At 63.8% G+C, this 12,535-nt stretch carries 13 protein-coding genes and 2 pseudogenes; 3 read left to right on the forward strand and 12 right to left on the reverse strand.

Annotated features, from left to right (window positions below; all coding sequences use genetic code 11):
* Positions 1-63: 63 nt before the first annotated feature.
* Entirely contained in the window at positions 64-249 is a 186-nt protein-coding gene (locus EJ067_RS29590; RefSeq protein ID WP_126088674.1) for a hypothetical protein, read from the reverse strand.
* 220 nt (positions 250-469) lie between these two features.
* Between EJ067_RS29590 and EJ067_RS29595 the strand changes: the two genes are divergently transcribed.
* Positions 470-1,369 (forward strand): LysR substrate-binding domain-containing protein, encoded by a 900-nt coding sequence (locus EJ067_RS29595; protein WP_126088675.1) that lies wholly within the window; start codon positions 470-472, stop codon positions 1,367-1,369.
* 1 nt (position 1,370) lies between these two features.
* Here the strand turns inward: EJ067_RS29595 and EJ067_RS29600 are convergent, their stop codons facing one another.
* The 9 genes and pseudogenes from EJ067_RS29600 to EJ067_RS29640 form a co-directional block, all read right to left on the reverse strand.
* Entirely contained in the window at positions 1,371-2,336 is a 966-nt protein-coding gene (locus EJ067_RS29600) for an alpha/beta hydrolase (RefSeq protein ID WP_126088676.1), read from the reverse strand.
* A gap of 244 nt (positions 2,337-2,580) precedes the next feature.
* Positions 2,581-2,766, reverse strand: coding sequence for a hypothetical protein (locus EJ067_RS29605; RefSeq protein WP_126088677.1), 186 nt, complete (start codon positions 2,764-2,766; stop codon positions 2,581-2,583).
* A gap of 186 nt (positions 2,767-2,952) precedes the next feature.
* Positions 2,953-5,129, reverse strand: a pseudogene (locus EJ067_RS29610) (ASKHA domain-containing protein).
* On the reverse strand, positions 5,065-6,042 hold the full coding sequence (locus tag EJ067_RS29615) for a methyltetrahydrofolate cobalamin methyltransferase (RefSeq protein WP_126088679.1): 978 nt from the start codon (positions 6,040-6,042) through the stop codon (positions 5,065-5,067). The pseudogene EJ067_RS29610 and the gene EJ067_RS29615 overlap by 65 nt, the downstream one beginning before the upstream one ends.
* A gap of 144 nt (positions 6,043-6,186) precedes the next feature.
* Entirely contained in the window at positions 6,187-7,278 is a 1,092-nt protein-coding gene (locus EJ067_RS29620; RefSeq protein WP_126088680.1) for a methylenetetrahydrofolate reductase, read from the reverse strand.
* Positions 7,275-7,874 (reverse strand): methylenetetrahydrofolate reductase C-terminal domain-containing protein, encoded by a 600-nt coding sequence (locus EJ067_RS29625; RefSeq protein WP_126088681.1) that lies wholly within the window; start codon positions 7,872-7,874, stop codon positions 7,275-7,277. The genes EJ067_RS29620 and EJ067_RS29625 overlap by 4 nt, the downstream gene beginning before the upstream one ends.
* A complete protein-coding gene (locus tag EJ067_RS29630) occupies positions 7,867-8,169 on the reverse strand; it encodes a virulence factor (RefSeq protein ID WP_126088682.1) in 303 nt (100 codons plus the stop codon). The genes EJ067_RS29625 and EJ067_RS29630 overlap by 8 nt, the downstream gene beginning before the upstream one ends.
* A 134-nt stretch (positions 8,170-8,303) precedes the next feature.
* Positions 8,304-9,086: a formyl transferase gene (locus EJ067_RS29635; protein ID WP_126088683.1), complete on the reverse strand. Its 783-nt coding sequence runs from the start codon at positions 9,084-9,086 to the stop codon at positions 8,304-8,306.
* 86 nt (positions 9,087-9,172) lie between these two features.
* Positions 9,173-9,748 (reverse strand): DUF4893 domain-containing protein, encoded by a 576-nt coding sequence (locus tag EJ067_RS29640; RefSeq protein ID WP_126088684.1) that lies wholly within the window; start codon positions 9,746-9,748, stop codon positions 9,173-9,175.
* Between the two features lie 124 nt (positions 9,749-9,872).
* Here EJ067_RS29640 and EJ067_RS29645 point away from each other — a divergent pair, with 124 nt between their 5' ends.
* On the forward strand, positions 9,873-10,787 hold the full coding sequence (locus tag EJ067_RS29645) for an NAD(P)-dependent oxidoreductase (RefSeq protein WP_126088685.1): 915 nt from the start codon (positions 9,873-9,875) through the stop codon (positions 10,785-10,787).
* Positions 10,788-10,793: 6 nt separating this feature from the next.
* Here the strand turns inward: EJ067_RS29645 and EJ067_RS29650 are convergent, their stop codons facing one another.
* Positions 10,794-11,423, reverse strand: a complete 630-nt coding sequence (locus EJ067_RS29650) for a DUF1638 domain-containing protein (protein ID WP_126088686.1) — start codon at positions 11,421-11,423, stop codon at positions 10,794-10,796.
* A 54-nt stretch (positions 11,424-11,477) separates the two neighbouring features.
* Between EJ067_RS29650 and EJ067_RS35560 the strand changes: the two are divergent.
* Positions 11,478-11,614 (forward strand): annotated as a pseudogene (locus EJ067_RS35560) (EncA/B family entericidin).
* A 79-nt stretch (positions 11,615-11,693) separates the two neighbouring features.
* Here the strand turns inward: EJ067_RS35560 and EJ067_RS29660 are convergent.
* Positions 11,694-12,392 carry a B12-binding domain-containing protein gene (locus tag EJ067_RS29660; protein ID WP_126088687.1) on the reverse strand — a complete coding sequence of 233 codons (699 nt, stop codon included), beginning with the start codon at positions 12,390-12,392 and terminating at the stop codon, positions 11,694-11,696.
* Between the last annotated feature and the right edge of the window lie 143 nt (positions 12,393-12,535).

A 12,535-nucleotide genomic window follows, 5' to 3' on the forward strand; every position in this document is an offset into this window, starting at 1 on the left:
GCAAACAAAAAGGCCTGCCGGTCTGACGCCACGGCAGGCCTTCAGCACTTTAGACACACTTAACTACTTGGCTCCGGCCCAGGTTCCGACGCCGTAACGCATACCGGTCTTGGCATCGGCGGCTTCCGGCCAGCCGATATCCTTCTGCAGTTCGATCGGCAGCGCATGGATGGCGCGTTCGGTCTGGTAGCGTGCACGGGCCGCGCTGAATTCGGTCGCGAGCCGACCGATGGACGACAGGATGGACATTTTCTTTCTCCTCTATGCGGGCAGGGAGGCGCCCGGCAATGCGTTACGTCAGGTCTGTTTCAGCTTCATTTCATGTCGATTGCAGGTCTGTGTCGTGGTCCTTCGATGGCTGCTTTTGGCAGCATCCTGCATCGATCGAGTTGACTATGCGCCCGAAGTGATGTTCAATCAAACGAAATGGAATGATTGTTTGCATCAGAAAAATTGAAGGCAAGCTCCAATGAACGCCCCGCTCAACCATCCTCTGCCGCTGCTCGATCTCGACGTGCTGCGCACTTTCGTGGCGATCGCCGAGACTGGCAGTTTCACCACCGCCGCCAACGCGGTGTTCCGCACGCCCTCGGCCGTCTCCATGCAGATCAAGAAGCTGGAAGACATTCTCGGCCGCTCCGTTTTCGCGCGCGACGCGCGTTCCGTGACGCTGACCACCGATGGCGAGATGCTGCTTGGCTACGCCCGTCGGCTGTTGTCGATCAACCGCGAGGTGGTGTCGAAATTCATCATTCCCGACATCGTCGGCGTGGTCAGGCTCGGCTCTCCTGACGATTATGGCGAGCGCGTGCTGCCGCATGTGCTGAAGCGCTTCGCGCAGTCGCATCCGTCGATCGCGGTCGACGTCACCATCGACCAGAGCATCAATCTGCGCCGGCGCATGGACGATCGCGCGCTCGACATCACGCTGCTCACCAATTCCTACAAGACCAGCGCGCTCGGCGCCGAGGTGCTTTTGACCGAACCGATCGTCTGGGCCGGCGCCAAGGGCGGCTGCGCGCATCTGCGCGAACCGCTGCCGGTGTCGCTTTGGGAAGAGGGCTGCGCCTGGCGGGCCGGCGCCCTGGAAGCGCTCGGGCGCGAGGGCCGCAACTACCGAATCGCGTATATGAGCGCCCACACGGCCGGCCAGCGCGCCGCGATCATGGCCGACCTTGCCGTGGCGCCGCTGCCCAAGTCGTTCCTCGGCGACGAGATGGTGTCGCTTGGCGCGAAGGACGGCATGCCCGACATCGGCACCTACAATCTCGCCATGGTGGTGGCGCCCGATGCCAGCGCGCCGGTGAAGGCCGTCGCCGACCACATCCGCGCGACGTTCGAACTGTTCCGCGAAACCGGCAAGTTCTGAGCTATTCGGCCGCCGGTGCGGCGCTGGCCGCGATAGCGGCTTTTGTCCTGCGCCGTACGCGGGCGCGCCGTGATCTCGGCCCGCTGGTGAGGAAGTTGACGATGCTGTCACGCGCGCGGCGCGCTTCCGGCATCTCGATCAGCGGCCAGACGTGGAACATGCCTTCTTCGTAGACTACGTCGACCTCGACGCCGGCGCCGCGCGCCCGTTCGGCGAAGATCAGATTGTCGGGGCTGAGCAGGTCGCGCGAGCCGGTGAGCAGCAGCGTTTTCGGCAGCACGGAGAGATCGCCGTAGAGCGGGCTGATGCGCCAGTCGGCGCGGTCGATGCCGGCGCTGTAGAGCCGGATCGCCTCGAGCCCGCCGGAAATGCCGAGCCATGGATCGTTGCGCTCCGCCTCGAACACCTCCGGATTGGACAGCGACATATCGAGGCCGGGCGAGATCAGCACGTGCCGCGACGGTGCGGGAAGGCCTTCCTCGGCGGCCATCATGGTGAGCACCACGGCCATGTTGCCGCCGGCGGAATCGCCCATGAAGACGATATCTGCGGCATCGGTCTCCTCCAGCATGCGCCGGTAGACGTCGCCGACCATGCCGAACATGTCATGGAAATTGTGCTCCGGCGCGATCGGATAGATCGGCACGGTGACGCCGAAACCCAGTCGCTCCGCCATCTCGGCGATCAGCACCCAGTGATAAGACGTGATCTGGAAGACGAACGCACCGCCATGCATATAAAGGATGCGCCGGCGCTCGCCGGCCCTCGGTGCGATCTCATAGACGGGAAAGCCGTCGACGCTGGTCTCGGTGATATCCAGCCGTGCCTTGAGCAATACCGGTGGATGGTAGTCCTCGGTCTTGCGCGCGTAGGCGATCCAGCGCTGCAGATTTTCGGGACTGGAAAAGGCCTTCTTACGGCTGTGCCTAAGAATGAACGAGACGACGTGGCTTTTCAAACTGGGCATGCGGATACACGGACTTCGGCAGAGCCGACTAAGAGAATTCCCCCATCATGCGAAGATTGTAGCTCGGTAAAAAATGTCAAGGCGCGCCGCGGCCACATCGGCGTGATGCGACGCCCGATTCGATGGCGGGCGCCTCACCGTCGTCCCGGCAGCATCGCGGCGCGCAGCTTGTTGTCGCCGCTCGCCGAGGCCGCTTGCCGGTCCCGGCGCCTGCCGAGCAGCTTGCATTTGTCCGCGAAGGTCATCAGCGCGGCGTGCCCAGCAGCAGCTTGTGAAGGGCTGCCTGCGGGTCGCTCGGCGGCGAAGCCGGCCAGCCGAGATCCTTCTGGACATGCGCGGGCAGGTCGTTGAGCGCGCGGATCGCCTTGTTGCGGGCATGGGCGTGCCGGATGGCAACACCGAAGCGGCCAAGACTATTGAACATCGACATTGTGGTTCCTCCGGAAGGTCGCGCTGGCCCGAAGACATTTCACGCCAGCCCTTCGATGGCGGGCTAAATGCGCCCGGCATGTTTCCAGCGGATTTCACCAAAACAGCATTTCGGTTTCCGGATCGGGCTGATCCGGAAACATTTGCATGCAAATGAAATCGAAATGCGTTCCGGTGGGAGGCCGGCCTATTCGCGGCCGCGTCGCGCCGCACGCTCCTCGCGCGAGCGCCGGCGCGGGGTGGCATCGCCCGCCGCGCCATCCCCGCTCGTTGCCTTGCGCGGCGGCAGCTTCACCGCGGCGGCCAGCTTCGGGAACGGATCGATCTTGTTCGGCAGCGCCATGGCGTAGACGAAATGCTCCTGGAATTTTGGTTCCAGCGCGGTCTCGATCTTCTCGATCCTGCTCACTGTCTCCTCGATCTCACGGCGGTAGCCGCGATTGAGGAGCGCCATACGCGCGCCGGCACCGGCGGCATTGCCAACGGCTTTGACCTTGTCCAAGTCGCAGTCGGGGATCAGTCCCAGCACCATGGCGTATTTCGGATCGATGAAGGAGCCGAAGGCGCCGGCGAAATGGATGCTGTCGACATGGTCGGTGTGCTGCTTTTCCATCAAAAGCTTGGTGCCGGCATAGAGCGCCGCCTTGGCAAGCTGGATGGCGCGCACGTCGTTCTGGGTGATGGTGATCTTGGGCTCGCCGTCCTTCAGCACGTAGGAGAAGGTGCGGCCGTTGGCGACGATGCGCGGCGAGCGCGCGGCAAGCGAACCGTCGACGACGCCATCTTCCGAGATGATGCCGGCGAGATACATCTCGGCGATCACTTCGATGATGCCGGAGCCGCAAATGCCGGTGACGCCGGTCGCCTGCACGCTTTCGGCGAAGCCAGGCTGATCGGACCAGAGCTCCGAGCCGATGACGCGGTAGCGCGGCTCCAGCGTGTCGGGGTCGATGCGCACGCGCTCGATGGCGCCGGGCGCGGCGCGCTGGCCGCCGGATATCTCCGCACCCTCGAAGGCGGGACCGGTGGGGGAGGAGGCCGCCACCACCCGCGTGGAGTTGCCGAGCACGATCTCGGCATTGGTGCCGACATCGACGATCAGCATCATCTCGTCCTGCCGATGCGGACCTTCGGAGAGGGTGACCGCGGCGGCATCGGCGCCGACATGCCCGGCGATGCAAGGCAGCATATAGAGGCGCGCGCCCTGGTTCAGCTTCAGGCCGATGTCGGAGGCTTTGATGCGCACTGCGCCCGAAACGGCCAGCGCGAAAGGCGCGCCGCCGAGCTCGGTCGGATCGATGCCGAGGAACAGGTGATGCATGATCGGATTGCCGACGAACACCGCGTCGAGGATGTCGTTGCGCTGCACATTGCCCTCCGCGCAGACCTTGTCGACGAGGCCGGAGACGGCCTCGCGCACCGCGACCGTCATGCCTTCGCGGCCGTCCGGGTTCATCATCACATAGGAGACGCGGCTCATCAGATCCTCGCCGAAGCGTATCTGCGGATTGGACGTGCCGGAGGAGGCGGCGACGCGGCCCGACAGCAGCGACACCAGATGCATGGCGATGGTGGTCGAACCGATGTCGCAGGCGAGGCCATAGGCCTCGTTCTTCAGCCCGGGCCATAGCGCGATGACGCGCGCGATGTCGCTGTCGGCATCCTTGTGAATGGCGGCGGTGGCGGTCCAGTTGCCCTTGCGCAGGATGCCTTGCACCTGCGGCAGCAGATAGAAATCGAATTCGAGGTTCTTGAAGCCCCAGTCCTTCATCAAGGCGATCTTCAGCCGGTCGAGATCGCCGAGCGGCTTGTGCATGTCGGGCTCTTCGATCTCGACATAGCAGATGCGCACCGCCGTATCGCGGGCGATGACCCTGGTGTCAGCATCCTTGCGGATGGTCTGGGCATTGATGACCGTGTCCTGCGGCACGTCGATGACGAGGTCGCCGAGGATCTGCGCCGAGCAGGACAGGCGGCGGCGGTCGGGCAGGCCGCGGACGCGCTCGTAGCGCTCTTCCTTGGCGCCCTTGGACGAGATGTGATCGTTGGACGAGACGATCTTGTGCTTGGCGAAGTTGCCTTCCTGCACCTCGATCTGGCAGCGCCCGCAGGTGGCGCGGCCGCCGCACACGCTCTCGACATAGACGCCAAGCTGGCGTGCCGCATCGAGCACCGGAGTCCCAATAGGGAACCGCCCGCGCTTGCCTGACGGCATGAACAGCACGAGCGGGTCGGTTATGTTCGGGGGAGGGTTCATATGCGAATACCTCCCTCTGTCGAAAACGTCACAATCTTTACCTTATGCCCTCGCCATGCGGGCCTCTCGGCCGCCGCGGCGGCGACCACCGGCAGCGGCGGCGCCATCGCCAGGGGCGGTGACCGCAACCGGAGCCGCGACCGCATGGCCGCCTTCAGCCGGCTTGTAGTCCTTGTAGGTGCGAATCCAGGTGGTGCAGTTCTCGTCGCTGCCGTTCAGCACGTTGGCGCCGCGCACGGCCTCCATCTCCTGCGGTCGGACCGGGTTCATGATGGCGCTCGTCATGCCGGCGCCGATCACCATCGGGATGAAGGCGGCGTTGATGCCGTGGCGATGCGGCAGGCCGAAGGAGATGTTGGAGAGGCCGCAGGTGGTGTTCACCTTGAGCTCCTCGCGCAGGCGGCGCAGCAGCGCGAAAACCTGGCGGCCGGCATCGCCCAGCGCACCGATCGGCATCACCAGCGGGTCGACGACGACGTCGTGCGAGGGGATGCCGTGATCGGCGCAGCGCTCGACGATCTTCTTGGCGACGGCGAAGCGGACGTCCGGATCCATCGAGATGCCGGTCTCGTCATTGGAGATGGCGACGACCGGAACGTTGTATTTCTTGACCAAGGGCAGGATCGCCTCGAGCTTTTCTTCCTCGCCGGTGACGGAGTTGACCAGCGGGCGGCCCTTGGCGACCTTGAGCGCCGCCTCGATCGCGGCGGTCACCGAGGAGTCGATCGACAGCGGCAGGTCGACCAGGTTCTGCACGATCTCCAGCGTCTGCACCAAGAGCGCCGGCTCGGTCGCATTGGGGTCGACGGCGGTGACGCCGGCATTGACGTCGAGCATGGTGGCGCCGCAGGCGGCCTGTTCCAGCGCATCCTTGATGACGGTTTCGAAATTACCGGCCACCATCTCGGCGGCAAGCTTCTTGCGGCCGGTCGGGTTGATGCGCTCGCCGATCACGCAGAAGGGCTGGTCGAAGCCGATGACGATTTCTCGGGTCGCCGAGGCGACGATGGTACGGGTCATGCGATCTCTCCGTCGGGATATAAAGACTTCTTTATATCGTTATCTGGTCTCTTTCAAGCGGAAGGGTGCAGGCAGCGCCCTTAGACACTAAGTTAATCTATATCGTTGTCCCAAAACCGGTTCCCGCTTTTGGGGCGACATACATCAATGCGCGGTCTTCACCATATCCACCTGGGTTTCGGTAATTTCGTCATGCAGGATGTGGTCGAGCCGCTCGGCGACGATCTGGTCGTCGCGGCGGATCTCCCGCTTCCAGGGCCGGCGGCCTTTCAGCACGCCGGATTCATCGACGATCTCGGCGACATACTCTTCCTGGCGGTAGGCCATCACATGGACGCCAGCGACGCCCGGGATTTCCTTCACCTCGTTGATGATGTCGATGCAGAGCTGCTTGCCTTCCTTCTTCTGGTCCTGCGCGCCTTCGAGCCGCTTGATCACCGCATCGGGGATATGGATGCCCGGCACGTTGGAGCGGATCCATTTCGCCGTCTTGGCGGAAGCGAGCGGCCCGACGCCGCACAGGACGAAGACCTTTTCCGTATGCCCCAAGTCCCGCGCCTTCTGCATGAAGGTTTTGAACATCGGCACGTCGAAGCAATACTGCGTCTGTACGAACTGCGCGCCGGCGGCGATCTTCTTGCCGAGATGGATCGGGCGGAAATCGAAGGGCGGCGCGAAGGGGTTGACGGCGGCGCCGAGGAAGACCTGCGGCGGCGTGGTCAGCTTGCGGCCGGACAGGAACTTGCCGTTGTCGCGCATGATGCGGATGGTTTCGAGCAGCGACATGGAATCGAGGTCGAACACCGGCTTGGCGCCCGGCTGGTCGCCGGCCTGCACGCCGTCGCCGGTGAGGCACAGCATGTTGGCGACGCCCATCGCCGCGCCGCCCAGCACGTCGCCCTGGATGGCGATGCGGTTCTTGTCGCGGCAGGCGATCTGCATGATCGGGGCATAGCCCATGCGGGTGAGCAGGGCGCAGATGCCGACCGACGACATGTGGCAGTTGGCGCCTGAGGCGTCGACCGCGTTGATGGCATCGACCCAGCCGTCGAAGATCTTGGCGCGGTTGTAGACGTCTTCCGGGTCGGCGCTGTCGGGCGGGTTGAGCTCGGTCGTCACCGCGAACTCGCCGCGGCGCAGCACGCGCTCCAGCCGGCCGCGCGAGGTGTGGCCGGGCAGGGGATCGAGCGGCAGGTGGATGCCGGCCGGGTTCTCGTCGCGCTGGCGGGCGCTCATGCCGAAGCTCCGGTGTTCTGGGGGTTCTGGGCGGTTTCACGTGCTGCAGCGGCCTGCGCGGTTACCCTGAGCCAGGCCGAGGTTTCGCGCAGCGACTGGTCGACCGGCTTCTGCACGTTGAGGATATTGTCGCCATGCACCATGTTGCGGGAGCCTTCCCAGGCCTTGACCCAGACGCAGGGCATGTCCGGCTCGACCTCGCAATTGCCGTTGGCGCGCACGCCGCCGCAAGGGCCGTTGCGCAACTGCTTCGGGCAGTTCATCGGGCACGACATGCCGGTCGAGGAGAGGATGCACTGGCCGCACATGCGGCAGTCGAACATGAAGCCCTTGACGCGTTTCTCGACGAATTTGACGGGGACCTCGACACGGCCGTAGCCGATGCCTTTCCACAAGGGATGCAAGAGCAGGAAGACGTCGGCGAACCTGCTGTAGAACCATTCGAGCAATCGCGAGTGCCGGATCGACCACAATCGCACGGCAAAAGTGCGCTGGACGCGCCGCTGCGGCGACACGTCGGCAGGCTTGTAGTCGGACTTCGGCGCTGCCTTCTTGACCAATGTGGCCTGGGTAACCGCCGGCTGCTTCTCAGACATTTTCTTTCCCGCCAGCCTTGACCAGAGCGACCAGCCGCTCGCGGTCGTATTTCGCGTCGAGTTCGTTGAACGCCTTCTCGACCTCGGCTTCGATGTCGTCGCCGACCGGAACCGGCTCGGCCTTGCGCCATTCGGCCAGGTAATCGTCGGTGCCGCCGGCGCCGGTGCGCATGGCGCACATGTCGATCGCCTCGGTGAAGCGCAGCGGCAGCTCGCGCTTGGCGTTCTGCCGGCCCTTCTTGACGATGACCTGCGCAGGGATGTCGCGCCAATAGACGACGATCAGATCGGCCATGAAACTCTTGCTCCTTGATGCTGCGAGCATTGCCGCAAGCGCCATGAGGCCGCTTGTTATGGGACGACGCGCGCGCCTTCAAAAGCGACGCAGCCGATGACGAAAAGCGAACGCTGAAATTCGACGCCGGCTGATTACCAGACGCGCTTCGTCAGACCCGTCCAGAGATAGAACCAGATCGTCGGGTGGTACCATTGCTTCGACGGCAGGCCGGGATCGATCGTCGCAAGCTTTCCAGCCACCGCGTCGCTCACCGCCTCGGCGCAGATGTCGCGTGAAAACGCCGCCTGCCGCAGCGCGTAGCTGGCGATGGTGTCGCCGTGCTTCGGCTTGCCGCGCGCCTGCTTCAGCACGCCGCCGGTGTCGACGCCGGCATCGACCAGATGTACGGTCGTGCCGAAATTCTCTGGATCGCCAGAGGCCAGAGCCCAGTAGCCGCCATTCATGCCGCGATATTTCGGCGCGATGCCGGCGTGGTAGTTGAGCACCGGGCAAGGCATGTTTGCCAGAGTGTCCTTCGACAGCAGCCGGCAACCGGCGAGCAGCACGACGCCCGGCCTTATCTTCCGGATCGTCTCAAGACATTCCGGTCCGTCGGCGGAAGGCACATGGACGATCGCCTGGCCGGGGCGAGGCTCGGTCTCGAGCTTCTCCTTGGCGACCAGGCGCGCGGCGTGACCGGCAAGGAAGCGCTTGCCGAGCCTGGTCAGCACCATGGTGCCGAGCTGGCCGATGGCCGAGATCCAGCCCTGGCGGCGGGCGCGGCCGAGCAGCAAACGCTTTTTCGATTCAGGCGTTTCGAGGATGACGCTGACGGGGCCGGCGCGATCGGCAAGCGCATTCACGATGGCCCAGATATGGGGACCGCCTTCCGTGACGACCACGATCGGTCGAGGACTGGATTCCAACGCTGCCACGGCAAGCACCCGCTCTGAAAACCGGGCGGATGCTATGCGGGGTGGGTTAATCCTTGGTGTGCCAGGAGCCCGTCAGGACGCTCTCCTCAGCGCTTGAATTCCATGATGTCGAGCTTCGATTCGTAATAGGGCGCGGGGAATTCGATGCGCCATTCGGTGGCGCTGTTGCGGAAGGCGTAGCCGACCTGGTCGCTTTCGGGACCGCTGCCATAAGGCTTGGCCTTGTCGTCATTGACCGAGAAAGAGCCGAGATAGATGGCGCGCTTCTCGCCGTCGTCGAAGAAGCGGCCCATCGTGCGCTGCGAGCCGCTGGTCTTTTGCAGCCGCCAGCCGGAGCCGTCGTCGGTCACCTTGCATTTGAACCAGCCATAGATGACGAGCGGGCTCAAGCCGCCGGCCTTGATGGTGCGGCATTTCCAATTGCCGGTCAGATCCTTGTCGGAGAAGGCGATCAGCGGCTTGGCGAGCAGCGCGTCCAACTGCTTCACCTCGGCCGGATCGCCGGCCTTCGCTTCCTCGAGGGCGACCTTGCGCGTCTCGCCATATTTGTCGAGCCGCGCCTTGTCCGCGGCGGTGATCAGCTTCTGTACCTCGCCGTCGGCATGGGCCGGCAGGGCGAAGCCGATCAGGCAAAGAGCGGCAAGCAGGAGGCGAGGGGTCATGGATGCGTTTTCCCGGGTCGGTAGCTGGAGCAGTTGTTTGGTCTTCTGGCGTACAACTTACCGGTTCGCGGGCTGCTGTCAGCCATGCTTAACAGCGTTGGGAGCGGAAATGGCGGTTTGATCGATGCGTATCTTGCTCACAGGATCGTCCGGCTGGCTGGGCAGTGCGCTTGGCCCCCGGCTCGACGCGCTCGGCCATGAGGTGATCGGCCTCGATCCTGTTGCCTCGGCGCGCACGCAAGTCGTCGGCTCGATTGCCGACCGCGAGCTCGTCTTCGGAACCGTCCGCGAGCACCGCATCGAAGCTGTCATTCACAGCGGCGCGCTGCACAAATCGAACATCGAACATTACGAGAATGCGGACTTCGTCGCGACCAATGTGCAAGGGACGCTGAACCTGCTCGACGCAGCGGTGGCGTGCGGCATCGACCGTTTCGTCTTCACCTCGACGACATCGCTGATGATCTCGCAGGCGATTCGCGCCGGTTTCCAGGGCGGCGCGCGCAAGGCTGCGTGGTTGACCGAGGACATGTCGCCCGAGCCGCGCAACATCTATGGCGTGACCAAGCTTTCGGCGGAGCATCTTTGCCGTCTTTACCACATCGAGCATGGGTTGCCGGTCGTGGTGCTGCGCACGGCGCGCTTCTTTCCCGAGGCCGACGACATGGCGCATGCCATCGAGCAGTCGGACGCCAACACCAAGGCGAATGAATTGCTGTTCCGCAGGCTGACGGTCGAGGACGCGGCCGAGGCGCATGTTCTGGCGCTGGAGAAGGCGCCGCAGCTCGGCTTCGACCTGTTCATCGTCTCGGCGCCGACTCCGTTCCGGCCGGAAGACTGCGCCGAGCTGATCGCCGACGCGCCGGCCGTCGTCGCGCGCTATTTCCCGGATTACCCGAGGCTCTATGCGAGGAAGGGGTGGACGATGTTCTCCTCGATCGACCGCGTCTACGACCCGTCGCGGGCGAGGGAGAAGCTGGGCTTCGTCTGCAAGACGAGTTTTGCCGATGTGCTTGCAGCGCTGGAAGCGGAGGCGTGAAGGTAGTCAGGCGCTGGCCGCCGCCCGCGCCAGCTCGGCCGTCAAATCGCCATAACCGGTCGCACGGCGCTCATAGGCGAGGCCGAGCAGGGCGGCAGCCTTCTCCGCGACCTTGTCGAGTTCCGGATCGTCGGTCTGGGCGAGATAGATCAGCTTCTCGTAGTTGCCGAAATAGTCCTTGATCAGCTCCGGATGCCTGTCCAAGCCGAGCGGCTTGATGAAGAAGGCCTCGAACTGGCGGCAGAGGAAGTCGGTCATGTAGAACGACATCATGTCGCCGTCGGCGACCTTCGCATAGGCGTCCATGCCTTGGTAGAAGGCAAAGCAGTGCGGGCCTGCCATGCGCTCGACGCCGTGCTTCTCGATCACGCGGTCGAGCAGGCCGCCGGTGCCGCAGTCGGCATAGCCGACGAAGATGTGCTTGTAACCGTCCGCCTTCGCCTTCGCGATCGCCTTGTCCATCGCCGGCGCGATGCGGTCGGGATAGAAATGGAACTCTGCCGGCAGGCAGGTCAGCTCGAGATGGTCGAGCTTTAGCTGTTGCTTGACGGCCAAAACTTCGCGCGCAATCATCCCGCAGGCGATGACGAGCAGCCTGTCTGTTTGATTCGGTTCCGTTTTTTGCGTTTTGACCAAGTCGGGCCGGCTTTCGCTGCGGGGCGCTAATTTCTGTCCAGGGAGACACCATCCATGAAACTGCTACGCATCGCGCCGATGGCCATCCTTGCCTGCGCGCTTGCACTCACGGCTTGCGCCAACACCATCCGGGGCGTCGGCAAGGACGTCAATCGACGGCAAGGGCGGTCAAAGACACTGTCGCCAACTGATTCAGTCTCGTCCATCATCTGGGAACAAAAAAGCCGCGCTGCAAGGCGCGGCTTTTTCGATCCATCCTGATGCCTTGGGTCAGGCGGTAGCGCGAACGTTGTGCTTGCGCTTCATGAAATCCTTGGCGGTCTCGACGGCAACCGCCGCGTCGCGGCAATAGGCGTCGGCACCGACGGCCTTGCCGAATTCCTCGTTGAGCGGCGCGCCGCCGACCAGCACGACATAGTCGTCGCGGATGCCCTTTTCCTTCATCGTGTCGATGACGACCTTCATGTAGGGCATGGTGGTGGTGAGCAGCGCCGACATGCCGATGATGTCGGGCTGGTGCTGCTCGATCGCTTCGAGATATTTCTCGACGGCGTTGTTGATGCCGAGGTCAATGACGTCGAAGCCGGCGCCTTCCATCATCATGCCGACGAGGTTCTTGCCGATGTCGTGGATGTCGCCCTTGACGGTGCCGATCACCATCTTGCCCTGCTTCGGCGCGCCGGTGGCGGCGAGCAGCGGGCGCAGGATGGCCATGCCGGCCTTCATGGCGTTGGCCGACAGCAGCACCTCCGGCACGAACAGGATGCCGTCGCGGAAATCCTCGCCGACGATGCGCATGCCTTCGACCAGGGCTTCGGTCAGCACCTTGTAGGGCGCCCAATTGCGCTCAAGAAGGATATGGGTGCCTTCCTCGATCTCTTCCTTAAGCCCGTCATAGAGGTCGTCGTGCATCTGCTGCACAAGCTCCTCGTCGGAAAGCTCGGAAAGGATGATCTCGTCGTCGGACATTTTTCTCGGGCTCCTTGCTGCTCGGAATGACTGCGGCAGCCTAAAAATCGATGCGCCAATACCTAACCCGCGAGGGCGAGGTAGCCATAGCTGATTTGCGACTTCCCGCAAAAGGAAAGCGACTGAAAAGTTGGCGCTTTTCT

The sequence above is a fragment of the Mesorhizobium sp. M1D.F.Ca.ET.043.01.1.1 genome (assembly GCF_003952385.1).
Taxonomy (GTDB): Bacteria; Pseudomonadota; Alphaproteobacteria; order Rhizobiales; family Rhizobiaceae; genus Mesorhizobium.